The following is a 26,542-nucleotide window of genomic DNA, read 5'->3' on the forward strand; positions in this document are numbered from 1 at the left end:
CTCTTTGTTTGAAGGCAGAGATAAACAAAAAACAAGGTAATGCAATGTTGTAAGCCGAGACTTACAACAAGCATTACCTTGCCAGTGATTGTTTTGAAAACGACTATTTAATAAACCCAATTAAAAAGCTCAAGGTTGTGGAACAACATCATTGGTTGTTGTGGCATATAAGCCCACTAAGCTGCCGGTAAATCCTCCTGCCACATCGGTAGAAAGAATATCGCCCGACACGGTGCCGCCAAGATTTACAAAATCGCCCTGATTCAAAGCGTAAGCAAACTGATACTTATCGCCCACGGCTTTTACTTGCAACTGAACCGGTCCGTCGAGACTGATCTTCTGACTTGCAATGACAGCCGACTTTCCTCTGGCCGTGCGCTCCAGCACCACATAGAAATCTTTGTCCATCTTGGTTATTCCGAATACATAATTAAATGATTCTTTCTGATAACAAACCAATCCGGCCAGTTCCTGATTTGATTGCGGTTTGTAGCTGAGCGTGGTGGTAGCCGAGAAATGTCTGTGTTGTTGGCGGTAAAAAAGAGTAGACGTAGGTTTCAGCTCTTTGATGTTAGCTGCAAACGGTTTGATTTCCATTCCTTTATTGCTGATGCTCACGAACTCTTCGCGCGGGCCTCTCACACCAATCCAGCGATAATCAAGAGCCGGGTTGGTAAAGTTATCGGTAAAAGTAAAGTTACCGTTAGGCAGAAATCCGTCTTTTCCGGTCTTGTTCTCAACTCCCTGAGGCATTTTAAGCTTCGGTTCCATCGGGATCAATCCGTTTTCAAAAACAGGAAACTCACCGCTCCAGTCAACCGGCAATATAAATGTTTCGCGGCCCGTATTCACTCTTTTCTCTTCGTTGGGACGAACAGCGAGGAATACACCGTAATATTTGCCTTCGGGAGTCTGCACCAAATCGGCATGACCCGCCCAGTCGACCATATTCTTCCTATCTTTCGCCAAGTATCTTTGCGAAAGAATGGGGTTATTGGCTGCCGGCACATAAGGACCTTTGGGTGAATCGCTCACGAAAATCACCTCACTGTGCCAACCGCCTGTACCGCCCTCGGCACACATGAGGTAGTACTTTCCGTCCTTTTTATAAATATGCGGTGCTTCAATCCAGATAGGCTTCTTTGAAAGATCCACCCCACCGTTTACAATTACCTTATCGGTTCCCGGAATAATAGCATCTTTCTCTACATCATACTCCCATATTTTGATGACACGGTGACCTTGGTATAAGTCCTTTTCGGGTGCATCATTGTGTACCACGTACGCTTTGCCGTTATCGTCAAAGAAAAGAGACGGGTCAATTCCGTTGAAAGCCAGTTTCACCGGATCGCTCCAACCTTTCATCGGATCTTTTGTCTTCACCACAATGTTACCGAATCCGCCGGCAAACTGTGTGGTAATCATATAAAACGTATCATTGTTCGCGTTGTACTTAATATCGGGCGCATACACACCGGCACTCATGGGCGTGTCGTGCACCTTGAGTTGTGAAGTACGATCGAGCACATGCCCAATTTGTTTCCAGTTCACCAAATCTTTGGAGTGAAAAATGGGCACTCCGGGGAAGAAAGCAAAAGAAGAGCAGACCAGGTAGTAGTCGTCACCTTTGCGGGTGATGCTGGGGTCTGGATAACATCCTTGCAGAATGGGGTTGTAAAACTCACCGGTAGCTAACGGATGGTTCTTGTAAACGTCATCGTCGCCTTGGTATACAAATTGAGAGAAAAGAGGGCCTTTGGCGCTCTTGCCCGACTTCGGCTTGCTTTTACCATACACAGATGGAACGGAACTAAAAGCCGTTAACATAGCCAATGCCAACAATAGTAATTGTCGCGTTAAACCAAAAGGATAAGTACATTTCATATTCATCATAAAACAATGATAAGATTTAAAAATTGATTTAATTATCTAGGAAACAAAATTAGAAGATTCTAACCTACCCTTATTGTTATTTTGTTTCAGATACCTTTTTGTACGTAACAAACACGCTGATTTATGTTACATATTCTTGTGTACAGAAAACATAAGGCCTTTGGAGGGGGACTTATGATCTATTAAGGTGTATCAAATGATAAGTTGGCAGTATGGAAAGTGTAAATGAGCGTATCTTCCACAAAGAGTTTCCGAATGCTTACAAACAGGGTAAAACTTGTCAAGAGCAACTTTATATATTATTAACTAACCAGAAGTCGTGCGCAAGTGATCAGGAAGAATTGGGCAAAACATAACCAACTTTTTGAAAAACATAACGGCCGATTTGAAAAAGATAACGAGCAATTTGAAAAGAGAAACCGTCTTTTGGGTCATGAGAAACCGTCTCACGGCCAAGAGACGGTTTGTCGCGGACCATTTGCTACCGTGCAAATGGGAATAAGCAACCGTCCGGGAGAAAAAATGAACCGTGCAAAACGAAAAAAGGCAGGAGTTGGAGCTCCTGCCTTTACGCCTATAATAAATTGAATGTACTATAGGATTATGTTGACAAAGATAATACATTATATAACCAAAGTCAAGTGTTTGGCCTTTTATTTTATCTTTTAATTCGCCTAAAGCACGCCTTTGGAACTGGGTAGTTCAAAGTTATAAATATCTCGCCTGATGGCCATCTTCAAAGCACGCGCCAGCGCCTTGAAGATTCCCTCAATCTTGTGATGTTCATTCTGTCCCTCGGCTTTGATGTTCAGGTTCATGCGGGCGGCATCGCTCAGCGACTTAAAGAAATGCAGGAACATTTCCGTAGGCATCTCACCAATCTTTTCGCGATGGAACTCGGCATCCCATACCAACCACGGACGACCGCCAAAGTCCAGACATACCTGGCACAAGCAATCATCCATAGGCAAAGCATAGCCGTAACGCTCAATGCCACGCTTGCTGCCCAGCGCCTGATACAAACAATCGCCCAATGCAATGGCCGTATCCTCAATGGTGTGGTGCTCGTCCACCTCCAAATCACCTTTCACATTGATGGTTAGATCCATGCCCGAGTGCTTACCAATCTGTTCCAACATGTGGTCAAAGAAACCCAGTCCGGTAGTGATGTTGCAATTCCCGTGCCCGTCGAGATTCAAGGAGACCGCTATATCCGTTTCCTTGGTTGTGCGGCGCACTTCCGCCTTGCGCTCACCGGCAAAGAGGAACTCCGCCACCCGATCCCAGTTGGTTGTTGCCAAAGCGCAGACCTCCTCAAGTCCTTTTTCCCGAAGAGATTCCGTAGAATCTTGCAGGAAGATGGCCCGACAGCCGAGGTTGCGAGCCAGCTCCACATCCGTAGCCCGGTCGCCAATCACGAAACTTCCGGCCAAATCATAATCGTCATTGTTGAGGTAGGCAGTCAGCATGCCCGTGCGGGGCTTGCGGGTAGGCGCATTGTCGGCCGGCATACTGCGATCAATCAATATATCATCAAACATAATGCCCTCGCCTTCCAACGTTTTGAGCATCAGGTTGTGCGCCGGCCAAAACGTCTCCTCGGGAAAAGAAGCCGTGCCCAGTCCGTCTTGGTTCGTTACCATCACAAATTCAAAGTCGAGCTTGCTGCGAATGAAGCTCAGGTTTCGAAACACCTTGGGGTAAAACTCCAGTTTCTCCAGCGAATCCAGCTGATAATCAACAGGCGGCTCCACTACGAGCGTGCCGTCTCTATCTATAAACAGTACTTTTTTCTTCATATCATGAAACGATTAGTTGCCGTAAGCCTGCAAAGCCTCCAGCAAAGTTTTGTTTTCGGCCGGCGTGCCCACCGTAACACGCAGGCAGTTGCCGCAAAGAGAAATGGAACTGCGGTTGCGCACAATAATGCCCTTTGCCACCAGGTAATTGTAAATGGCACCGGCATCGGTTACGCGTGCCAGGAAGAAGTTGGCATCCGACGGGAAAATCTCCTTCACACAAGTCAGTGTAGAGAAAGCATCCACCAGTCGGCCCCGCTCCGCTATCAGTTCCTTTACCCATCCCTCTATCTCATCGTATCGTTGTAACATGCTCAGCGCCTGCTGTTGTGTTAGCTGATTGACGTTATAGGGATACTTTATTTTATTGAAGATGCTGATAATCTCTGCCGAAGCAAACGCCATGCCCAAACGGATGGCTGCGCAACCCCATGCCTTCGAGAAGGTTTGAAACACCACCAGATTGGGGTATTTATCGAGCTGCTGCAAGAAAGAAGGGGCCGACGAGAAGTCGTTGTACGCCTCATCGATAATAACTAGTCCGCTGAAAACTGCCAATGTCTTCTCTATCTCCGTGCGAAGCAAATCATTCCCCGTAGGGTTGTTGGGCGAGCAGAGGAAGATGAGTTTGGTGTGTTCGTCGGTCGCTGCCAGCAGTGCGTCGGCCGTAAACTGAAACGCATCATCGAGCAACACCTTGCGGTACTCCACGTTATTCACATCCGCACACACTTTATACATGCCGTAAGTAGGATCAATGGCCACTACGTTGTCCACTCCCGGCTCACAAAAAGCGCGAAAGACCAAGTCGATTGCTTCGTCGCTTCCGTTTCCCAGGAAGATGTTCTCGATCTTCACCTGCTTGATTCGGGTCAGTTCTGCCTTCAAATCACGTTGCAGCGGGTCGGGATAGCGGTTGTGCGGCAGGTTGTACGGGTTTTCGTTGGCATCGAGAAAGACCGATGCTGCGGCTCCGTTGTACTCGTCGCGCGCCGAAGAATAGGGCTTTAATGCCCATATATTGGGACGTGTCAGTTCTTTTAATGTCTTCATCGTTTGGCTGATTTATTGTTTCCTTATACTGTTTAATCGCACGGTAACGGCATTTTTGTGTGCATCGAGCTGTTCGTTGGCCGCCATGACTTCGATGGCTGGTCCGATGGCGCACATGCCTTGCGGCAATATCTCCTGAAAAGTAATCTTGCGGATGAAGCTGTCGAGGCTCACTCCGCTATATGCCTTGGCGTATCCGTTGGTAGGCAGGGTGTGATTGGTGCCCGACGCATAGTCGCCTGCGCTTTCGGGCGAGAGCGGACCGAGGAACACAGAACCGGCATTGGTCACTCGTTCTGCCAATTGGTGGTAATCGGTTGTTTGGATGATGAGGTGCTCGGGGGCGTATTCGTTGGTCATCTGCAAGGCTTCTTCCGTATCCTTCACCACAATCAGCTTGCTGTTTTCGAGGGCTTTGGCGGCTATGTCACGACGGGGAAGGGCACTTAACTGGCGTTCCACCTCATACATCACTTCTTTTTGCAGCTTCTCCGAAGTGGTGATGAGCAGGGCCTGACTGTCTGCTCCGTGTTCTGCCTGCGACAGCAAGTCGGCCGCTACAAAGACGGGGTTGGCGGTTTCATCGGCCAGCACTTCTACTTCCGAAGGGCCTGCGGGCATGTCAATGGCTACGTCGCGCAAGCTCACCAATTGCTTGGCAGCGGTAACGTATTGGTTACCGGGGCCGAATATCTTGTACACTTTCGGTATGCTTTCTGTTCCGTATGCCATGGCGGCAATGGCTTGTACTCCTCCGGCTTTGTAGATTTTGCTCACTCCTGCCACGCGTGCGGCAAAGAGAACGGCGGGGTGTATTTTCCCGTCTTTTCCCGGGGGACTGCACAGAACGATTTCTTTGCATCCGGCCAGTTTAGCGGGAACGGCGAGCATGAGTACGGTAGAGAATAGCGGTGCGGTGCCGCCGGGTATGTATAAGCCTACTTTCTCAATGCCCACTGCCTTTTGCCAGCAAGTAACGCCTTCCATGGTTTCCACCTTTTTGCCGGTGAAGCGTTGGGCGGCGTGAAACGTCTCTATATTCTTTTGTGCAAGGTAGATGGCTGCTTTCAGCTCCACTCCCACGGCCTCAACGGCTTCTTGCATCTCTTCTTCGGTTACGGTCAGCGAAGCAAGCTCCACTTTGTCGAACCGGGCTTCGTAGTCGAGCACCGCCTTGTCGCCTTCGGCTCTCACCCTATCGATGATGCTCCGAACGGTATCGAAGAGGTTTTCCGTGTCGAGCGCCGGGCGACGGAGTATCTCGGCCCATTGTTCCCTCGGGGGATAGTTAATCAGTATCATAACAGTTGGTTTGACGGGGGTTTACAAAATCATCTTTTCAATGGGTAATACCAGAATGCCTTCGGCACCAAGGGCTTTGAGCTTGCCAATGATTTCCCAGAAACGTTTCTCATCGAGCACAGTGTGCACCGAACACCAGCCTTCTTGTGCCAGAGGCATCACCGTGGGACTCTTCATTCCCGGCAGTACGTCAATAATTTCATTGAGTTTTTCTTTGGGGGCGTTCATCAGCACGTATTTCTTATCTTCTGCTGTTTTCACTGCATCCATACGGAAAAGCAGTTCGTTGAGCACTTCTTTCTTCTCTTCGCTCAGCTCTTTATTGGCAATAAGCAGTGCTTCCGACTTCATAATAACTTCCACTTCCTTCAACCGGTTGCTCACCAACGTAGAACCCGAGCTTACGATATCGAAAATGGCGTCCGCTAGTCCGATGCCGGGTGCCACTTCAACCGATCCGGTAATAACGTGCACTTCGGCTTTGATGCCGTTGGCCTGCATGTGTTTCTTGAGGATAACGGGATAAGAAGTCGCTATTTTCTTGTTGTCAAACCATTGCAAACCGGGGTAATCAATGTCTTTGGGAATAGCTAGCGAGAGGCGGCACTTGCTGAATCCCAGACGTTTAATGATCACAGCGTCTTCTTCCTTCTCTACGTACTCGTTTTCTCCCACAATGCCGATGTCGGCCACACCGGTTGCCACCGATTGGGGAATATCATCGTCACGAAGGAATAAAACTTCTACGGGGAAGTTGGTCGACTGCACCAGCAGGGTGCGTTTGGAAGAGCTTAACTTGATGTCCGACTCTTCGAGAAGAGCCATTGTTTCTTCGAAAAGACGGCCTTTGGCCTGTACTGCAATTCTTAACATAATTCTATCTTTTTCTAATTTATATTACCTATGGGAATAAAAAAAGGCTCACCTTACCGGCAAGCCTCACTATATCATTTCTAGACAAAATCATACACGCCCACCGAGTTATTCGCCAGGAGAATGATGATGATGTGTAGTTGTATATCTCATATTTCTATTGTTTACAGCGACAAAATTAAAGCATTTCTTTTAAACCACCAAAGATTTATCACAAAAATCATTTATTTAATGAGGAATCGTTAGCAAATAGGGGTAATTCAAGCTCTTTGTCTTCTACATCGCAGCCGTGGAAGTGCTAATAATAGGTATATTCACGTTCTTCATACAACACCGGCACATCATCTACGTACTTAATACGAATTTTCCAATTACCGGCATCGTCTTTGTGAAACTTATAAGTGTAACTCACAACCGGCTGCCCATCGGGCTGTTCGGTACCTCCTATAATTTGTCCTTTGCTGTTGTAACGGTACGTGTAGAGATGCCTTCCTACGCCGGGGAACAAAAAAATGGCCTCGGCCAGAAGCCGGCCTTCAAAGTCCCACTCACGCTTAAAGGGATAAATAGTTGCTTCTTTGTCCGACTGTTGCACCACTTCACTTTCAACGGGCAATCCGTACGAATTATATTTGTATCGAAGTTCCTTGCATTTGGTTCCGTCGTTAAGAAAGGCAGCTTCCACAACACGGTTCCCTTCGAGATCATAGCGATAGACTTCTGTTTTATAGTTCTTACCTTGCTTATCATACACGGAGGCTGCTCTCAGGCGACCACCACTTCCGTAATTGTATTCCTTCCTCTCTAGCAAAGTGCCGGTGGGCGACTTACACATTTGGCTTTTCAGCTTTCCAGCTGCATCATATTCATAAAGTTTCTTTGCCGTGAGCACTCCTTGGTCAGTAAATGTATGTTCTTGTGTTTTATGCCCTTTCTGATCGAATGAATAGAAAAAGAAGAGACCTTTCTTCTGCCCTTTGTCAAGTGCATTGGGACCTTTGGGAATGGCTACGTATGATGATTGACGAACGCTTTTGACCTTTCCCTGCAACAGCATGTCCTTCCAGTCATTTTGCACACCTGCGTACTCAATCGTCCGGCAAAGAATGAAATCAGGTTGTGTGCTATCTTTTTCAAATTCATATTTCACCGTCCAGTTTCCATAGTCATCTGTTTCCACTATGCGTTCATCTTCTTTGCGTTCTTCAAAAAGGGGACGGTGTGAGAAGGCATAGTTATTGTTCACAAGCAAAGTATCACCTTGCCAAAAGCTCTTATCTTGTATCTTGAACTTACCGTTCGGCAAAGAAATTACTTTTTTAATGAGTTTCCCCAGATCATCGTAAACCAATTGTTCGCCTTGAGTAGTTCCTTTTTGATAATCTTTAAGCATTTTCTTCACCACCCGGCCTTTTGCATCTCGCAAAGCGGTTTGAACCGACAGAGTATCTCCTTTGTCATTTAAGACGGCGACAAAGTTCAACAAGCCTTGTTGGTTATATTGATATTTCCAGTATTTCACTATCCCATCGGCAGCTGTGGCATATATTTCATCGGATACGCGTCCTTCTTTGTTATAGCGAAAAAGTATTTTCTTGTGAGCCGAACCATTAGGAGTCAAGGCATTATACACAGAAACACGTCCCAAGCTATCATACTTCGCAAAATAGATAAAGTCTACCACCTTGCCGGTAGTCCATGTGCTGTCTTTATAAACGGGTTCGTAAACTAACGTTCGTGTGGTTTTAAAAGCGGGAAGTACTTGTGCCGAAACAGGCGTAATAAACAGTAACGTAAAGAAGAGTGAGAGACTTAGTGTTAAAAGGCATTTGCGTGTTATCATTGTTATATAGTTTAGAATGAATGCCACAAATATAAACATATTTATTTAACAAAAGCAGAAATGCCCGACCAAAGTTTATCTGGCCGGGCATTTCTCTTTTCTAATCGGTAACCGAATATTTATTTCTTACGGTAGTTATCTAGTCCTGTTCGGAGGAAGTCTACATATTTGCTAATGTCTTCATCGTATGCATACGATTTGTTCAACGGCTTTCCTTCGTTATCAATCAACACATAGAACGGTTGGGCATTGGCACCAAACTTCACGCGTTGCAGGTAACTCCACCGATCACCCAATGTGCGCAGCGTACGTTCGGTTCCGTTTTCCGTCACCTTAATCGGCTCGGGAAGTTTGGTTTTGTTATCCACGTACAACGTAATCAGCACGTAATCGTTCTGAATCAAGTTACTTACCGTTGGGTCTGTCCAAACAGCCAACTCCATTTTACGACAGTTCACGCATCCGTATCCGGTAAAGTCGAGCATCACGGGCTTGCCGTTTCGGTGGGCATACTCCATGCCTGCGTCATAATCGTCGAACTTAGCATGTACTTCGTTTGTGTATAGGTTAAAGTCCTGTGTTTTCAAGGGGGGCGAGAAGGCGCTGACTGCTTTAAGCGGTGCGCCCCACAAACCGGGAACCATATACATGGCAAAGGCAAGCGAAGCCAGAGCCATAAAGAAACGAGGCACGCTTACGCGGGTGTCGTCATCATCGTGCGGGAACTTGATTTTGCCCAGCAAGTAGAATCCCAACAGGGCAAAGAGCACAATCCACAACGCCAGGAAGGTTTCACGATCCAAGATTCCCCAACCGTAGGCCAAGTCGGCAACGGAAAGGAACTTGAGTGCAAAGGCCAGTTCCAGAAATCCCAAAGTAACTTTGATGACATTCATCCATCCGCCCGATTTAGGCATGGACTTCAACCACGAAGGGAAGAGGGCGAAGAGCGTAAACGGCAAAGCCAATGCAATGGCAAAGCCCAACATTCCGATGGCGGGTGCTACAATGCTGCCGGTTGTTGATACCTGCACCAATAGAAAACCAATGATGGGACCGGTGCAAGAAAACGAAACCAGCGACAAGGTAAAGGCCATCAGGAAAATACTCAGCAAACCACTGGTAGCCTCAGCCTTACTGTCAACCGCGCTGCTCCAACGAGAAGGCAAAGTTATTTCGAAGGCTCCGAAGAAAGAGGCGGCAAAGACCACCAACATCAAGCAGAAAAGGATGTTGAACACGGCATTGGTCGACAACGCATTCAAGGCACTGGCACCGAAGATCAGCGTAATAGCTAATCCCAGCGTTACGTAGATAACCACAATAGAAGCACCGTACGTCCACGCATCGCGAATTCCTTTTTTCTTGTCCTTGCTACGTTTGAGGAAAAAACTTACCGTCATAGGAATGATGGGCCACACGCAGGGAGTAAACAGTGCGAGTAGTCCGCCCAGAAAGCCGGTAATGAAAATGTAAATCCACGACATATCTTGTTGCGATGTTGTTTCGCCAAAAGCATGCAATTCATTGATAACAGGCGCCCAGAGGTCGGTTGCCCCTACTGCAACGGCAGCAACGGAGCTGCTGTCATTTACATTCTTTAGGGAGTCAACGTTCAGCGCAGCAGTAGCAGCAGCTGCTTCATCGGCGGCTTGCGTGGTTTTATCGGCCGTTGTAGCCGATGAGGCTTGCGCACCACCTTCTACGCCCTTACCCGAAAACTTGAAAGGAACTTGTGTGGGGGGCAGACAACTTTCGTCGTCGCATGCGCCGTACTCCAGGTATCCTTCTATGTGGTAAGTAGCACCGGTAATCTTTACTTTCTGCACAAACTGAACGGCGTGCGAAAAGTAACGCACTTGCATTTCAAAGAGTTTATCAAAGGTACTTATTTCTTTTCCCTTTGCCTGAAACTTACCCACAGGCTGAACACCTTGTTGCTTATCTACATTAAACGTAGCCGATATGGGACCGCCATCGGGCAGATTGGTTGAATACACATGCCAGCCGTTGTCAATGGTACCCGAAAATATGATTTCGGCTTCGGTTGGCGATATACTTTTAAAGGAGGTTTTGAACTTCACCGGTTCTTTGATCTGCGCTTGCAGGTTCAAAGCGGCCAGGGTGAAGACAAACAACCACAAACAGATTTTCTTCATACTTTTATTCGTCTAATGATATATTGAGAATCTAGAACTCATAATCTACACAAGCGCGGTTCAACTTCACATCGGCCAATAGTTTACCTGCGGCCACATGATCAGGATGAACAGCGTATGTTTTCACGTCTTCCAGCGAATCGAACTCACTGTACAAGGCAATGTCCCATGCTTCGGCCGGATTCACATTGAGCCCCACCTCTATCTTTCGTATCACAGATATCTTAGCAGGAAGGGCTTCAATTGCTTCTTTGAATTGATTCATCACTGCTTGTTTCTCAGTAGCCGGAAGTTCTTCTTTCAGCTTAAATAATACAATGTGTTTAACCATACGTTGTTATTTTATGAATTGTTTTTATCTTTGCATGATTTGATTACACAAAAGTAATCCATATTGTTCATATACACACCATCAACGAATGTTAATAATAGGAATAGCGGGCGGAACCGGTTCGGGAAAAACCACTGTAGTACGCAAAATAATAGATAGTTTGCCCAAAAATGAAGTAGTGCTTTTGCCACAAGATTCATACTACAAAGACAGTAGTCATGTGCCGGTGGAGGAGCGCCAAAACATTAACTTCGACCACCCCGACGCTTTCGAATGGAGCCTGCTCTCCAAACACGTGTCTCTGTTGCGCGAAGGAAAAAGCATTGAACAGCCTACTTATTCGTATCTTACTTGTACGCGCCAACCCGAAACCATACACGTTGAACCGCGCGAAGTAATCATCATAGAGGGAATTCTCGCTTTGTGCGACAAGAAGTTGCGCAGCATGATGGACCTGAAAGTATTTGTTGATGCCGATCCCGACGAACGCCTGATTCGTGTGATTCAACGGGATGTCATTGAGCGCGGGCGAACGGCCGAAGCTGTGATGGAAAGATATACACGGGTGTTGAAGCCCATGCACATGCAATTCATTGAGCCTTGCAAAAGGTATGCTGACCTGATCGTTCCCGAAGGAGGTAACAACAAAGTTGCCATTGACATTTTAACCATGTACATCAAAAAACATTTGTAGCGCATGCGTATAAAAGTAGTTCGTTTTACCTTTCTCTTTTGCCTGGTGCTCCTTGTGCTGGCTTCTTGCCGCAAGGGGAACCGGGGTACGGATGAAGTAACGTACGACCTGCCTCAAATGAAAGATAGCGGTGAACTGGTGGTGCTTACCTTATACAGTTCTACTTCTTATTTTATTTATCGCGGTCAGGAGATGGGGTTTCAGTACGAACTCAGTGAGCAGTTTGCCAAGAGCTTGGGACTGAAGTTACGCATTGAAGTGGCTCGTAATGTTCCCGATCTGGTACGAAAGCTACGCAACGGTGAGGGCGACATGATTGCTTACAACTTGCCCATCACCAAAGAGCTGAAAGATAGTGTAACTTATTGCGGTGAGGAGGTAGTTACTCATCAGGTTATTGTGCAGCGGGCAGGTGGAAAGGGCAAAGTTCTCACTGATGTGACTCAGTTGGTAGGAAAAGAGGTGTACGTGAAACCGGGCAAGTATTTCGACCGGCTGACGAACTTAAACAAAGAATTGGGTGGCGGCATCAAGATCAGAAAGGTGGAGGCCGACAGTATTACTGTGGAGGATCTTATCACGCAGGTTTATCAGGGGAAGATCGATTACACGGTTTGCGACAATGATCTGGCCCGACTAAACACAACGTATTATCCCAATCTGGACATCCGCTTGCCTATAAGCTTTGACCAGCGCGCATCATGGGCAGTTCGAAAAGAATGTCCGTTACTAGCCGAAGCAGCCAACAAATGGCACAAAGAGAATTTGACCTCACCGGCTTACAATGCCAGTATGAAGCGCTACTTTGAAATCAGTAAAAGCATTATTCACTCTCCTATTCTATCGCTTCGGGAAGGGAAAATCTCTCATTTCGATAAGTTATTTAAGAAGTATGCAAAGGAGATTGACTGGGATTGGCGTTTGCTGGCTTCTTTGGCGTATACGGAGTCAAACTTCGACACAACGGCTGTGTCATGGGCGGGTGCTCGGGGATTAATGCAGCTGATGCCCGTCACCGCGCGAGCCATGGGACTTCCTCCGGGGAAAGAATCTAATCCCGAAGAGAGTATCAAAGCGGCGGTGAAGTATATTGATGCAACCAATCGCAACCTGAAAGTTATACCCGACAAAAAAGAACGTATTAAGTTTATTCTGGCTTCCTACAATGCCGGACTCGGACATATTTCGGATGCCATGGCGTTGGCACGCAAATACGGAAAGAAGGAACTGGTGTGGGAACATAACGTTGAAAAGTTTATTTTGCTGAAAAGCAATGAAGAATACTTCACCGATCCTGTTTGCAAAAACGGATACTTCCGTGGCATTGAAACGTACAACTTCGTACGCGACATTCTGAGCCGGTACGAAGTGTACAAACAAAAAATCAAAAAATAAATCTTCTCCCTCAACCGCCCGATGTTACTTGCGGCCGGTTACCCAACTGACTACAACAATTGTAATAATGGATAACGGAAGTGCAAACAAAATGGGGTCAACCATCGGAAAAGGATATGCCTCAATCAAAACATCTCTTCCGAACAAAGTCTTGCAAATGCCCATAGCCGCAGACTCTTTTTGATGTAAAAAGACCAGTGCGAACAAACTGGCCAGCGTACCAACCCAAAGACTGGCAACAACTCCTTTACGTGTAGCATTCTGCCAATAAAGAGCACAAAAATAAGCAGGAAGAAAAGCTGCCGCACATATACCCATAAAGATGGAAGTGCCGCGTGCAATGATATCATTGGGTAACATGTAACAGATAACATAGCTCACCAAGATAGAAACTAACACACCCAGACGAATGACACTAGTCAGGCGTCCGCGCGAACGAGGTTTATACGTTCCGTAAATATCCGACCCGGCAGCAGCACCCATCGTGTGAAACTGTGAACTAAGCGTAGACATACTGGCCGAAAGGATACAAAGCATAAAGAGTGCCGAAAACCAGTCGGGCATCGCTTTGTTTATGAAATAGGGAATAATCTTATCGATGTCTTTTACTACTTCAGTAGCCACAGCGCCTTCTGTTTTAAGGAAGAACAAATTACTCAAGGCCCCTGCATGATAAATGGCGCCTACGGTTATAATTAAAAACAAACAGCCGATAAACACCCCTCTATTAAGCTGTTTACTGCTTTTCACCGTCATGAAACGTACCACTAGCTGCGGTTGCGCCAAACAACCAATTCCTACGCCCAAAATCAAGGAGGTAACCAGCGTATACCATTGAGGAGAACCGAATACAGGCATGGCCGTCCAACCCTGATGTCCCAGCGACTTGTACTTCTCGGGCACCAGAGGAGCCATATCGCTCAGCGCATTGTTCGCTTCGGTAAAGCCCATTCCCAATATTTTATAGAGATAAAAAATAAGAAACAACATGCAAGCAAACATGATGACCGCCTGCAAAGCGTCTGTATACATCACCCCTTTCATTCCACCGGCAATCACATACGCTGCAATTATCAATGTAAAGATAAGAAGCGACACATTAAAATCAATCTGAAATATCTGTTCGATGAAAACGGCACCACCTTTCATGACTACTGCGGCATAGAGTGGCATGCCCAAAAAGATGACGGCAGCTACAAAAACCTGTATGCCGCGCGAATGGTAATGACGACCTAATAACTGAGGAAACGTACTGACATTTAACTTGGCACCCATGCGACGCGTTCGCAAACCAAAGAAAAGAAAGGCGATGATTACCCCTACAAACATATTGAGGAAGCATAACCATTGAATGCCCATACCAAAAGCAGCGGCCACACCGCCAAAACCAACAATAGCAGAAGCTGAGATAAAAGTTGCTCCGTAAGAAAGAGCCATTACAATGGGGTTCATCTGTCGTCCGCCAACGAGATAATCACTTGCCGTGGTCGTTTTCTTATACCCCAAAAAACCTAAATAAGCCAATGACAGCAAATACGCTATCACAATCAGTCCAAGCGTAAATGTGTTCATCGGCTTTCATCTTTTTCGTCGTCCTTATTCCAGTATTTCACTCCAAACCAAGCTGAGAACAGCACGCACACTACCGATAACAGGTAGGGCAAAATGATAAGCGGGTCGTTGATTCCAAACATTTGTGTATCAGATTTTACGTTAATTCTGGCACAAATGTAAGGAATATCCTTGAAATACAAAACGAAAGTCAGAACAGATTCAATTTATTGTTTCGTGCATCATCCAATGAAACAATTTCACGTTGTACCGGTCTGCCCTTTTCTCGCAGAGACTGATACTCCGAACGAATCTCTTCCGCAAACGAATCCTTCAATTCCGGGTTCAATAACTTAGAGGCTACGCCGGCATTTTGCGATGCATCTTTCAGATAAACCACCGGGGAACTGTAAACAGGATCTATCTTCAGGGCCGTGTGCAGCTTAGAAGTGGTTGCCCCACCAATCAGCAGCGGTATATTAAATCCGGCTTTCTCCAGTTCGGACGCCACATGCACCATCTCTTCAAGCGAAGGAGTAATCAGGCCACTCAGTCCAATCATATCCACCTTTTCTTCAATAGCCCGTTGAATAATCTTTTCGGCAGGTACCATCACACCCAAGTCGATAATTTCATAACCGTTACAAGCCATGACAACTCCCACAATATTCTTACCAATATCGTGCACATCGCCTTTCACCGTGGCCAGTAACACTTTCCCGGCCGACTTCACATCAGCCGTTTTTTCCGACTCAATGACCGGTTGCAAAATGGCAACAGCTTTCTTCATGGTACGTGCTGTTTTCACGACTTGTGGCAAAAACATTTTGCCTGCACCGAACAGCTCACCAACATAGTTCATTCCCTCCATCAGCGGACCTTCAATGACATCTACCGCTTTTTCGTATTGCGGTAAAGCCTCTGCCAAATCCTCTTCCAGAAAATCGCCTATCCCTTTGACCAACGCGTGCTTCAATCGTTCTTGCACCGTACCGTCACGCCAAGCATCATGCCTGATAGGCTGACTGTCGCCTGACGCTACATCTTTAAGTTTCTCGGCCAATACAATTAAATCTTCAGCTGCATCCTTTCTTCGGTTCAGCACCACGTCTTCAATAATTTGAAGTACGTCGGCCGGAACGTCGGTATATAATACAGAAGTAGTAGGATTTACAATACCCATATCCATGCCCTTCTGAATGGCATGATACAAGAACACCGCATGCATTGCCTCGCGAATGTAATTATTGCCACGCAATGAGAACGATAAATTACTTACTCCGCCACTCACATGAGCCCCCGGAAGATTCTTTCGTATCCATTCGGTAGCCTGAAGAAAATCGACAGCATAATTATTATGTTCCTCAATGCCCGTTGCCACAGTCAGAATGTTCGGGTCAAATATAATATCATGCGGATTGAAGTCTACTTTATCGACCAGCAAACGATAGGCACGCTCGCATACTTCTATTTTACGTTGGAACGTATCTGCCTGTCCGGTTTCGTCGAACGCCATCACCACCACCGCAGCCCCATAGCGTTTCACGGCAGAAGCATGTTCAATAAAAGCCTCTTCACCCTCTTTCAGTGAAATTGAATTAACCACGCATTTACCTTGCAGGCACTTTAAGCCTGCTTCAATAACCTCCCATTTAGAAGAGTCAATCATGATGGGCACACGAGATATCTCAGGTTCCGAAGCAATCAGGTTCAGGAAAGTAGTCATTTCCTCTGCTCCATCGAGCAAACCATCATCCATATTCACATCCAGAATCAATGCCCCATCTTCTACCTGAGCACGAGCAATGGATAGTGCCTCATCGTATTTCTTTTCCTGCACCAAACGCAAGAACTTGCGAGAACCAGCCACGTTACACCGCTCGCCTATATTTACGAAGTTAATCTCCGGCTTCACTTCCAACAATTCCAGTCCAGAGAGCCACATGCAATCAGGCTTACCTACCGGTTTGCGGGGCTCTGCGTTCTTTATCAGTTCCGCATATTTGGCTATATAAGCATCCGTCGTACCACAACATCCGCCAATGATGTTCACCAACTTTTCGTCAATATACTCCTTCACCTGTACAGCCATCTCCTCGGGCGACTGATCGTATGCCCCCAAACTGTTGGGCAGTCCGGCATTCGGATACGCACTGATATAATAAGGAGCCTTGTTTGCCAATTGCAACAAGAAAGGTTTGAGCTGACTGGCACCGAAGGAGCAGTTGAGTCCCACCGACAAAATATTAGCATGTTGCACAGAAGCCAGAAACGCCTCCAATGTTTGTCCCGATAAAGTTCTACCGCCAATATCAGAAACCGTAACCGATAGCATCACAGGAACCTCAACCCCTACGACCTTCATAGCCTTTTCAGCAGCAAAAATAGCAGCCTTAGCATTCAGCGTATCGAAAATAGTTTCTATAAGAATCGCATCAACGCCCCCTTCGAGCAACGCTTCAATCTGTTGCTGATAAGCCAGCACCAGTCCGTCGAAAGACAAAGCTCTGAATGCCGGATTGTTTACATCCGGGCTCATTGAACATGTTTTATTGGTAGGCCCTACCGAGCCGGCAACGAAACGAGGTTTATGGGGAGTCTTAGCCGAATACTCATCGGCTACCTCGCGTGCTATTTTTACAGCAGCCAGGTTTATTTCGCGAACATAATCTTCTACATGATAATCGGCCATGGAAACCGTTGTAGAACTGAATGTATTTGTTTCTATGATGTCGGCACCTGCTTCCAGATACTTGCGATGAATTTCCTGAATTACATCCGGTCGGGTCAGACACAACAAATCGTTGTTTCCTTTCAGTTGTCCGGGGATATTGGCGAAACTTTCGTTCCGGAAATCCTCTTCGCGAAGATTATACTGCTGAATCATAGTTCCCATAGCGCCATCCAATATCAGGATGCGCTCAGATACCAGTTGCTGGATAGTCTTTTTCATTATAACTGTTTGAATTAGTGACCGAACCGTTCGCAAACGGTTCACCTATTGAATACCTTGAAAACAGAATCGTTGCCACTGCCATGGCGGAGAAAAGTTAACGTTTAAACATGCGATCCATGTCTCTTTTATCATCCTTTTCCTTCAGCGATTCGCGCTTATCATACTGTTTCTTACCTCTTGCCAAAGCAACGACAACCTTTGCCAGTCCCTTCTCATTGATAAACATTCGTACAGGAACAATGGTGTAACCGGTTTCTTTCGTGCCTTTTTCGAGCTTTTTCAATTCCTTTTTATTCAGCAATAGTTTTCGGTCTCTACGTGCACTGTGGTTGTTGTAAGAGCCATAAAAATATTCTGCAATATGCATATTCTTCACCCACAGTTCACCGTTTGAGAAGAAACAAAAAGTATCTACCAAGCTAGCTTTACCCAGACGGATTGATTTTATTTCGGTACCGGTAAGCACAATGCCAGCCGTATATGTATCCGTCAGTTCGTAATCAAACGTAGCACGTTTATTTTTTATATTAACGGGAGCCAGTTTCATTTTCTATAATTAATTGAGTATTACTGTTAGTTTGTTGAACACCACCTGTATAATAGCCGGACAAAAAATAAGTAACGCAGATGCAAGTATGGTGAAGCCCACCTTTTTATTCTCTTTCATTTCATAAAGAGCCGATACGCCTTCCCATGCCACATAGACTAAATAAAAACGAAGCAGCCAGCCAATAACGGTAAAGTCGGGCAACATACCCGTAACAATACTAATTAAAAAGGTGACTACAAGCGTATATCCGGCCAATTGTTGTGCCAACAATATATCATTCTTTAAACCAAACAATCTAACTCCCAAATGGTTTATGGCAAACGCTGCTAAAAAGTATCCGCCAAAAAGAGCCACAGCCACTGCGCAACATTGCGTCATGGCTAGTTGGAAACTTTGAGGGCCACTCCATCCGTACTCCAGCATGGAGCCAATGAATTCAGAGAGACCACATAAACCAATCATAGGATAAACGAATTCGGTAAATACCGCTCGCCTATCCGTATTGAAACGAATTTCCTCCCAGGCCTTGGCCGGAGAGGAAATCAATAACATCGCTATTTTAAAAATTCCTTTGTAATTCAATTATTCTTCCTTGTAGGTTAAAGTATATTTCTTTGTTGTTGCATCATCTAATATAATGCCCATACTGCTTTCTTGTGTCTCTACATTTATGGTAAAAGTTGTTTACCTGTATTCATCTGAAAGTCATAAATAATTTGTGAAAGATCAAATGCTTTATAATATAAAGGCATGAAAGCCAAATTAGACATTACATAGTCATATGAAGTAGCATCCTTGCTCGTATCACCTTTTGAATTGTGACGCAAATAAAGATTCAGTTCACTAGAAGTTGCAGTTGTTTCTTCCGGATAATACACCAATGTAAAATAGTGCAATTTAGATGTATAATACGTTGCTCCTAGCACCAACTGCTTATCCATCATGAAAACATTATTGCTTCCACTAACAGTTAAAGATATTATAGGAGCTGTTGATACTGAATCATTGCTGGCACCTCTGGCTGAAGGCATTTCAGTTTTCGAATCTAATGAAACCGCATAAGTCAACTCAACTGTATAGCTATCTGTAGTCTGACCAGTACTAGAGGTATTTGCCACAGCAGAAGAAAAATAGATATAAGCCACTTTAGATGATGTTGAAAACTTATATGTACTTTCAACCGTAGCCAAAGAAGCAGTAGTTGGATAATATTTTATTCCATTTGCACCTTCAAAATGTACAGTTCCCATGTAATTAACAACTTTAACGATACTTCCAGCTGCTGTAGATGACTCACCTTCATCAATACAAGAAGTTAAAGAAACTCCCATTAAGAAAGTCAAAACCAATGCGAAAAACTTCATCTGTTTCATAATATTATATCAATGTGTGTTTTATATAGGTGTGCAAATATACAAAACAAAGAGAGATGCACACCGTTTACCCCTCTTTTTTTACTCTATTTAATAAATAAACGCACCCAACACACATATACTGCATGGCTAATCCTTTTTTATTTCAGCAAATAAATCCAAGTGCTCGTCTACATAAGAAGCGATAAGCGTGGTAAGCTCTTCTTCCATCTCGAAGAATTCCTCTTCCAAGTCATCGAAAACCTCATAGTTTTCGTACATAGCCATGAATTCCTCTTCCGTGCGTTCTTTTTCAAGATCCTCACGGCTGGCATCATATATTTTTTTTGCTTTATAAATCAGCTTAGAAAAATCATGTGCCCCCCACAATCTCATTGCTTTGGCAAAAGGATTATCAAAGATATAGCTACCATAACCGTTTTGAATTAACTGGCAAAAACCTCCCACCATAATTTCATCCCGAAACAATTGATAAGCTAATAGCGAATGCTGTTCTCCCGTTAGCAACGGCATGGTCTCGGCAGTCAGATTACCGCCCGTTGCTTCCAGGTATTTATCAGTAAACACCTTAATAAACTCATCCATTCCTTCACCGGCTGCATTGCGCAATGCCTCATCAGATACTTCTATCATACTATATGTATTAATCGTTGCCACAAAAGTAATCTTTTTGATTGAAAGCCCAATACTTCCACATAGAATAATAATTCATACACATCATAACAGACACTGATTTCTAGTTTTGCAGCCTATATAAACATTGATATCATGAAACAAATTTTCTTACTTGCCTGCGCATTCCTGTTATCGAGCGCTTGTGCAAAGAACGACAACAACAAAACAGAGAGTGTCACACCCCCTGACGAAGACAACACCGAAACAGCCGTAGCTCCTGCCTTTCCGGGAGCCGAAGGTTTTGCCCGAATGACAACCGTCGGCGGACGTGGCGGTGAGGTGTATCATGTAACCAACCTTAACGACAGCGGCAGTGGCTCGCTGCGCTACGGATTGAGTATGAGCGGTGCGCGCACCATCGTTTTCGACGTATCGGGCATTATCGAACTGCAATCGACCCTGGAAGTTAAAAACGGAGACGTAACTATTGCCGGGCAGACGGCTCCCGGCGACGGAATCTGCCTCAAAAATTACTCATTGGTAGTTAAAGCCGATAACGTAATCATCCGGTTCATCCGTTGCCGCATGGGCGATGAAAAGAAAAGCGAAGACGATGCCATGTGGGGACGTGAGCATAGCAACATCATTATAGACCATTGCACCATGAGCTGGAGTACCGACGAATGTTCCTCTTTTTACGGAAATAAAAACTTCACCATGCAGTGGTGCATCTTGAGTGAAAGCCTCACCAATTCCGTTCACGGCAAAGGCAAACACGGCTACGGAGGTATTTGGGGAGGCGAAGGTGCCAGCTTTCATCACAATTTACTGGCACACCACAGCAGTCGCACTCCCCGTCTATGCGGCAGTCGTTTTTCGGGTCGCCCTGCCGACGAGTTAGTCGACCTGCGCAACAACGTGTTTTACAACTGGGGACCAACCAACGGAGGTTACGCCGGTGAAGGAGGCAGCTACAACTTCGTGGGCAACTACTACAAACCCGGCCCGTCGACAGCAACCAAAGAATCACTCACCTACCGCATCTTTTCGCCCAATGCCGATGACGGAACTCAAAAAAATGCAGCCGGAATATGGGGTAGCTTTTACGTTCAAGCAAATTATATAGACAATACATGCAACGCTCTCACCGATAAAATAAGACAATACATTGCCCAAACCAATGAAGACAATTGGGTAGGTATACACCCAAACACCAACAACGGCGCACTTCCAGGCGGAAGCAAAGACGGCATCAAGGCCAATCAGGAATACAAAGTTGCCGCCGTAGGAACACATACCGCTGCTACAGCCTACGAGCGTGTATTGAACTACGCTGGAGCCAGTATGCAACGCGATGCCGTTGATACCCGCATTATCAACGAAGTAAAACAAGGCACTTACACATACACCGGCTCAAATGGAGGAACCAATGGTTTAATTGATTCGCAAGCAGACTGCGGGGGCTATCCTGAATACCAACAAGGCAGCAAACCTGCTGACACCAACAAAGATGGCATTGCCGACAGCTGGGCAGCTCAAAACATGCCCTCCGGAAAAACACACAAAGACATTGACAAAAAAAGCGGATACAGCTACCTGGAACTTTACATCAACAGCTTGGTTGCCCACATTATGAAACAAGGTTGCGAAGGAAGCTCCGCTTCACCTTGCGCCGATGACTTTTAACGGAATGTAATCTCCACTTTGCAATAAGCAGATTTACAGTCTTTTATTTGCTCTATTTCTTAAAAAAGTAATAAAAGTCAGATTGTATAAACCAAATAAAAGGACTAACTTTGCGGTCAATTGAAAAATTGTGGTTACAAAACTATATTATTTTACTTAAAAAAAGAGCTAATTATGACTTATTCACACGAAGTGGAACACATGTGTGTTGTGAAGAAAGGTCCTAACCATGGACCGGCTCCCATACCCGAAGAAGGCAGATGGGTAAAATCGAAAGAGATTGTAGACATTTCCGGTTTAACACACGGTGTAGGTTGGTGTGCCCCTCAACAAGGAGCGTGCAAACTAACTCTGAATGTTAAGGAAGGTATTATTCAGGAAGCATTGGTTGAAACCATTGGTTGTTCAGGAATGACTCACTCAGCTGCTATGGCTGCAGAAATCCTTCCCGGAAAAACCATTTTGGAAGCGTTGAATACCGACTTGGTATGTGATGCAATCAACACAGCTATGCGTGAACTTTTCCTTCAAATTGTTTACGGACGTACTCAATCGGCTTTCTCTGAAGGCGGTTTGATTATCGGTGCAGGTCTTGAAGACTTGGGTAAAGGTCTTCGTAGCCAGGTTGGTACCTTGTACGGAACATTGGCAAAAGGTCCTCGTTACCTTGAAATGGCCGAAGGTTATATCAAAACTATCTTCCTTGATAAGAATGATGAAATCTGCGGATACGAATTCGTTCACATGGGTAAATTCATGGACGAAATCAAGAAAGGTACTGATGCCAACGAAGCTTTGAAGAAAGTAACCGGCACTTACGGACGCGTAACAGCGGAACAGGGAGCAGTTAAACACATTGATCCACGTCACGAATAATATAAGGAGGAAAGAAACTATGATTAGAGAAGTAAAATTTGAAAGTCAGGACCGTCGTATCAAAGGCATCATTGCTGCTTTGAACGCAAACGGCATCAAAGACATCGAAGAAGCTAACGCTATTTGCGAAGCTCACGGACTTGATCCTTATAAAACGTGTGAAGAAACTCAGCCTATCTGCTTCGAGAATGCAAAATGGGCTTATGTTGTAGGTGCTGCCATCGCTATTAAAAAAGGCTGCAAAGTAGCTGCTGACGCTGCCGAAGCAATCGGTATCGGTCTTCAGGCATTTTGTATTCCCGGTTCAGTAGCTGATGATCGTAACGTAGGTATCGGCCATGGAAACCTGGCTGCCCGTCTGCTTCGCGAAGAAACAAAATGTTTCGCTTTCCTTGCAGGACACGAGTCATTTGCAGCTGCCGAAGGTGCAATCAAAATTGCAGCTAAGGCCGACAAAGTTCGTAAAGAACCTCTTCGTTGCATCCTGAACGGTCTTGGAAAAGACGCCGCACAAATCATTTCACGTATCAATGGCTTTACTTACGTACAAACAGAATTTGACTATTACACATCAGAACTGAAAGTAGTTCGTGAAATCGCTTATTCTGACGGAGACCGTGCCAAAGTAAAATGCTATGGTGCCGATGATGTTCGCGAAGGTGTTGCTATTATGCACAAAGAAGGTGTTGACGTATCTATCACAGGTAACTCAACCAACCCAACTCGTTTCCAGCACCCAGTAGCCGGAACATACAAAAAAGAATGTAACGAAATGGGTAAGAAATACTTCTCTGTAGCATCTGGTGGTGGTACAGGTCGTACCTTGCACCCTGATAACATGGCTGCCGGTCCTGCTTCTTATGGTATGACAGACACCATGGGCCGTATGCACTCAGACGCTCAGTTCGCTGGTTCTTCATCAGTTCCTGCTCACGTAGAAATGATGGGATTCCTAGGTATCGGTAACAACCCAATGGTAGGTTGTACTGTAGCTGTAGCTGTTGACATAGCTCAGGCATTAGGTAAGTAAATAATTACTCAACTATAATAAGTCCCTGTAACTGATAAGGTTATGGGGATTTTTTTATCAATCAAAAGTATTCAATATAAATTAATTGGTTATATTTGCATAGAAAGGAGATAGTAACATGAAGCTAATTGAGAATAATATCCAGAAGATTATAGACCTATGCAAGAGGCATAAGGTTCATAAGCTATTTGTCTTTGGTTCTGTCCTAACCGATCGTTTCAACGATGATAGTGATGTCGACTTGGTTGTAGATTTCAATAAGACAGAAGTTGAAGATTATTTCGATAACTATTTTGATTTCAAATATTCGTTGCAAGACTTACTAGGTAGAGAAATAGACTTGCTGGAGGAACAAACTATCAAAAACCCATATCTCAAGAAAAATGTAGATTCAACTAAAATGCTTATCTATGGATGATTTAACAAAGAAACACTTACAAGATATACTGACTGCCATTGAGGAAGTAGAAAGTTTCTTTGGCGATGCACCCAAAGTTTACGACGACTTCTACAGCAACCTTTGCCTTAGACGTGCAATAGAAAGAAATATTGAAATCATAGGCGAAGCAATGAACAGGATACTAAAGGTTGATAAAGATATAGCCATTACCAATTCACGTAAAATAGTAGATGCCAGAAATTACATTATACATGGCTACGACAGCCTATCTGTAGATGTACTTTGGAGTATGGTTATAAATCATCTACCCAAACTTAAGAAAGAAGTAATATCACTATTAAATTCATAAAATGCCATAGATAAGGAGTAAACTATGACATTAAAAGATTTACATAAAAGCATATCAGAACTGGAAAGTACCCCTCTGATGCCAATGTTGTTTGTTGGACACGGATCGCCGATGAATGCAGTTGAAGACAATGAATTTTCACGCATGTGGACCAGTTTGGGCGCTCAATTACCTACGCCACATGCCATTGTGTGTATCTCGGCTCATTGGGAAACAAAAGGTACGCACGTAACAATAGGCAATCCGCTAGAAACCATTCACGACTTCTATGGATTCCCCAATGAACTTTATCGCCAGAAATATCCGTCGCCGGGATCACCCTCGTTAGCTCAGGAAGTCATAGTTAATATCCAAAGCACACACGTAAAGGGCGACGATCAATGGGGGTTGGATCACGGCACGTGGACAATCCTTAAATACACCTATCCTTTGGCAAATATACCTGTTATTCAGATAAGTATAGATCACGACAAAGATGCGCAATGGCATTACAACCTGGGCAAAGAGCTTGCTTTCCTTCGCAGCAAAGGCGTTCTGGTAATAGGTAGTGGAAATATGATACACAACCTGCGCATCATGCGCATAACGGGCAACGACTTTAATGCCGAGTATGGTTATGATTGGGCATTCGAACTGAACGATATTCTCAAAAACAAGCTAATAGATGGAGATGACCTGGCACTGATAAACTACCGCTCATTGCATAAAGATGCTGAGTTAGCAATTCCCACACCCGAACATTACATTCCGATGCTCTATGTATTGGGACTGAGAAACAAAGATGAAAAAGTCAGATTCTTTAACGATAAAGTAATTGCAGCATCGTTAAACATGACTTCTTTTATAGTAGGAGAATAGAGACAAAGGAACAAAACAGATTGCCATGAGCCAAGCCGATAAGATAAAAGGAGCCCTATTCGGACAAGCCATTGGTGATGCATTAGGAGCAGGCACCGAGTTCATGACTCGTGCTGAAGTACAACAACACTACCCTACTGGCCTGCGCAATTATTCACAGATACGCGAGGACGCCTACCGTTCATTCAGACCAAAAGGTTACTGGACAGACGATACGGAAATGATGCTTTGCATTGCTCGTTCTCTTATTAAAGAGAAAGAAATAAATTACACATCCATCGCAAGTAAATTCAAAGCATGGTATAATACCAATCCGCCCGACATCGGTAATCAAACGCGTTGCGTGCTCGGCCATCCTCAATACGAACAAGAACCCTTTCGCGTGTCTCGTGCTGTTTGGCAACTCACAGGTGAAAAAAGTGCAGGTAACGGAGGCATAATGCGTACCTCTATAGTAGGCTTACTGCCATGTAACGTTATCAAAGAAGCTGAATCAATATGCAAACTCACCCATTTTGATCCCCGCTGCGTGGGCTCCTGCGTTATATACTCCATCCTTATTCATTCGTTGGTATACCACAATACCGTTCCACCAATGAGCGAACTCAAAGAAATAAGTATCCAATACGACGAACGAATAGAAAAATTCCTGAACTTAGCAGAATCCGAGACCTTGACCGCTCTCACCCTTGACGATAAAGCGATGGGCTACACCCTTAAAACACTGGCAGCAGCCCTTTGGTGTTTGCATCACTGCAACAGTTTTGAAGAAGGATTATTTGCCATGATTGATGCCGGAGGAGATGCCGACACCAATGCAGCCGTAGCTTGTAGTCTGCTGGGCGCCAAGTATGGGTATCATTCTATCCCCCGTACATACATTGATGGATTGATAAAAAAAGAAGAATTAAATAAAGTTGCTGAGTATTTTGAAACAATTCATCTTCATTTATAGT

The 26,542-nt window shown here is 44.9% G+C and carries 24 protein-coding genes and 2 pseudogenes; 10 read left to right on the forward strand and 16 right to left on the reverse strand.

From position 1 onward, the window contains the following. Positions 1-129 precede the first annotated feature (129 nt). Positions 130-1,827 (reverse strand): glycoside hydrolase family 43 protein, encoded by a 1,698-nt coding sequence (locus tag ACKPCE_RS14555; protein WP_407655040.1) that lies wholly within the window; start codon positions 1,825-1,827, stop codon positions 130-132. A gap of 278 nt (positions 1,828-2,105) precedes the next feature. Between ACKPCE_RS14555 and ACKPCE_RS14560 the strand changes: the two genes are divergently transcribed. Then, positions 2,106-2,249: a hypothetical protein gene (locus ACKPCE_RS14560; protein WP_319505713.1), complete on the forward strand. Its 144-nt coding sequence runs from the start codon at positions 2,106-2,108 to the stop codon at positions 2,247-2,249. Positions 2,250-2,567: 318 nt separating this feature from the next. Here ACKPCE_RS14560 and hisB read toward each other — a convergent pair whose 3' ends face one another. From hisB to ACKPCE_RS14600, 8 genes and pseudogenes are all read right to left on the reverse strand, one after another. Beyond that, on the reverse strand, positions 2,568-3,692 hold the full coding sequence (gene hisB / locus ACKPCE_RS14565) for a bifunctional histidinol-phosphatase/imidazoleglycerol-phosphate dehydratase HisB (RefSeq protein WP_319505714.1): 1,125 nt from the start codon (positions 3,690-3,692) through the stop codon (positions 2,568-2,570). A 12-nt stretch (positions 3,693-3,704) separates the two neighbouring features. Then, positions 3,705-4,745: a histidinol-phosphate transaminase gene (hisC, locus tag ACKPCE_RS14570; RefSeq protein WP_319505715.1), complete on the reverse strand. Its 1,041-nt coding sequence runs from the start codon at positions 4,743-4,745 to the stop codon at positions 3,705-3,707. Positions 4,746-4,757: 12 nt separating this feature from the next. Further along, on the reverse strand, positions 4,758-6,047 hold the full coding sequence (hisD, locus tag ACKPCE_RS14575) for a histidinol dehydrogenase (RefSeq protein ID WP_319505716.1): 1,290 nt from the start codon (positions 6,045-6,047) through the stop codon (positions 4,758-4,760). 21 nt (positions 6,048-6,068) lie between these two features. Next, positions 6,069-6,920, reverse strand: a complete 852-nt coding sequence (gene hisG / locus ACKPCE_RS14580; protein WP_024996760.1) for an ATP phosphoribosyltransferase — start codon at positions 6,918-6,920, stop codon at positions 6,069-6,071. A gap of 298 nt (positions 6,921-7,218) precedes the next feature. Beyond that, a complete protein-coding gene (locus ACKPCE_RS14585) occupies positions 7,219-8,763 on the reverse strand; it encodes a hypothetical protein (protein ID WP_319505717.1) in 1,545 nt (514 codons plus the stop codon). A 119-nt stretch (positions 8,764-8,882) separates the two neighbouring features. Continuing rightward, positions 8,883-10,322: pseudogene (locus ACKPCE_RS14590) on the reverse strand (protein-disulfide reductase DsbD family protein); the annotation flags it as partial. Between the two features lie 147 nt (positions 10,323-10,469). Continuing rightward, positions 10,470-10,922 (reverse strand): annotated as a pseudogene (locus ACKPCE_RS14595) (protein-disulfide reductase DsbD domain-containing protein); the annotation flags it as partial. A gap of 31 nt (positions 10,923-10,953) precedes the next feature. Then, the gene (locus tag ACKPCE_RS14600; protein ID WP_024996758.1) at positions 10,954-11,253 is read right to left on the reverse strand and encodes a Dabb family protein; all 300 of its coding nucleotides are present in this window, start codon (positions 11,251-11,253) and stop codon (positions 10,954-10,956) included. A gap of 88 nt (positions 11,254-11,341) precedes the next feature. On the opposite strand from ACKPCE_RS14600, the gene udk reads away from it, so the two are divergent. Together udk and ACKPCE_RS14610 are read left to right on the forward strand one after the other, a co-directional pair. Then, complete coding sequence (udk, locus tag ACKPCE_RS14605) at positions 11,342-11,947, forward strand: uridine kinase (protein ID WP_276964224.1); 606 nt, start codon at positions 11,342-11,344, stop codon at positions 11,945-11,947. Positions 11,948-11,950: 3 nt separating this feature from the next. After that, positions 11,951-13,342 (forward strand): MltF family protein, encoded by a 1,392-nt coding sequence (locus tag ACKPCE_RS14610; protein ID WP_319505719.1) that lies wholly within the window; start codon positions 11,951-11,953, stop codon positions 13,340-13,342. Positions 13,343-13,366: 24 nt separating this feature from the next. Here ACKPCE_RS14610 and ACKPCE_RS14615 read toward each other — a convergent pair whose 3' ends face one another. From ACKPCE_RS14615 to ACKPCE_RS14645, 7 genes are all read right to left on the reverse strand, one after another. After that, complete coding sequence (locus ACKPCE_RS14615; RefSeq protein ID WP_319505720.1) at positions 13,367-14,914, reverse strand: sodium:solute symporter family protein; 1,548 nt, start codon at positions 14,912-14,914, stop codon at positions 13,367-13,369. Then, positions 14,911-15,036 carry a symporter small accessory protein gene (locus ACKPCE_RS14620; protein WP_262482345.1) on the reverse strand — a complete coding sequence of 42 codons (126 nt, stop codon included), beginning with the start codon at positions 15,034-15,036 and terminating at the stop codon, positions 14,911-14,913. Before ACKPCE_RS14620 ends, ACKPCE_RS14615 begins: the two co-directional genes overlap by 4 nt. Positions 15,037-15,104: 68 nt before the next feature. Beyond that, on the reverse strand, positions 15,105-17,846 hold the full coding sequence (gene metH, locus ACKPCE_RS14625) for a methionine synthase (protein ID WP_276964215.1): 2,742 nt from the start codon (positions 17,844-17,846) through the stop codon (positions 15,105-15,107). Positions 17,847-17,943: 97 nt separating this feature from the next. After that, positions 17,944-18,396, reverse strand: coding sequence for an SsrA-binding protein (smpB, locus tag ACKPCE_RS14630; RefSeq protein WP_024996755.1), 453 nt, complete (start codon positions 18,394-18,396; stop codon positions 17,944-17,946). A 9-nt stretch (positions 18,397-18,405) separates the two neighbouring features. After that, complete coding sequence (locus tag ACKPCE_RS14635; protein WP_276964292.1) at positions 18,406-18,951, reverse strand: Yip1 family protein; 546 nt, start codon at positions 18,949-18,951, stop codon at positions 18,406-18,408. A gap of 116 nt (positions 18,952-19,067) precedes the next feature. Then, complete coding sequence (locus tag ACKPCE_RS14640) at positions 19,068-19,772, reverse strand: hypothetical protein (RefSeq protein ID WP_319505721.1); 705 nt, start codon at positions 19,770-19,772, stop codon at positions 19,068-19,070. A 129-nt stretch (positions 19,773-19,901) separates the two neighbouring features. Continuing rightward, entirely contained in the window at positions 19,902-20,405 is a 504-nt protein-coding gene (locus ACKPCE_RS14645) for a DMP19 family protein (RefSeq protein ID WP_024996751.1), read from the reverse strand. A gap of 135 nt (positions 20,406-20,540) precedes the next feature. Here ACKPCE_RS14645 and ACKPCE_RS14650 point away from each other — a divergent pair, with 135 nt between their 5' ends. The 7 genes from ACKPCE_RS14650 (at position 20,541) to ACKPCE_RS14680 (ending at position 26,541) form a co-directional block, all read left to right on the forward strand. Next, on the forward strand, positions 20,541-22,073 hold the full coding sequence (locus ACKPCE_RS14650) for a pectate lyase family protein (protein WP_319505722.1): 1,533 nt from the start codon (positions 20,541-20,543) through the stop codon (positions 22,071-22,073). Positions 22,074-22,247: 174 nt separating this feature from the next. Beyond that, complete coding sequence (locus ACKPCE_RS14655; RefSeq protein ID WP_276964204.1) at positions 22,248-22,949, forward strand: iron-sulfur cluster assembly scaffold protein; 702 nt, start codon at positions 22,248-22,250, stop codon at positions 22,947-22,949. A 19-nt stretch (positions 22,950-22,968) separates the two neighbouring features. Next, complete coding sequence (locus tag ACKPCE_RS14660) at positions 22,969-23,979, forward strand: GGGtGRT protein (RefSeq protein ID WP_276964202.1); 1,011 nt, start codon at positions 22,969-22,971, stop codon at positions 23,977-23,979. Positions 23,980-24,097: 118 nt separating this feature from the next. Beyond that, on the forward strand, positions 24,098-24,397 hold the full coding sequence (locus tag ACKPCE_RS14665) for a nucleotidyltransferase family protein (RefSeq protein ID WP_276964199.1): 300 nt from the start codon (positions 24,098-24,100) through the stop codon (positions 24,395-24,397). Then, a complete protein-coding gene (locus tag ACKPCE_RS14670; RefSeq protein ID WP_276964196.1) occupies positions 24,390-24,728 on the forward strand; it encodes a HepT-like ribonuclease domain-containing protein in 339 nt (112 codons plus the stop codon). Before ACKPCE_RS14665 ends, ACKPCE_RS14670 begins: the two co-directional genes overlap by 8 nt. Before the next feature lie 24 nt (positions 24,729-24,752). After that, positions 24,753-25,586, forward strand: coding sequence for a 4,5-DOPA-extradiol-dioxygenase (gene ygiD, locus ACKPCE_RS14675; RefSeq protein ID WP_319505723.1), 834 nt, complete (start codon positions 24,753-24,755; stop codon positions 25,584-25,586). A gap of 25 nt (positions 25,587-25,611) precedes the next feature. Continuing rightward, entirely contained in the window at positions 25,612-26,541 is a 930-nt protein-coding gene (locus tag ACKPCE_RS14680; RefSeq protein WP_319505724.1) for an ADP-ribosylglycohydrolase family protein, read from the forward strand. The last annotated feature ends 1 nt before the right edge of the window (position 26,542 follow it).

Source organism: Bacteroides graminisolvens, assembly GCF_963666085.1.
Classification (GTDB): domain Bacteria; phylum Bacteroidota; class Bacteroidia; order Bacteroidales; family Bacteroidaceae; genus Bacteroides; species Bacteroides graminisolvens.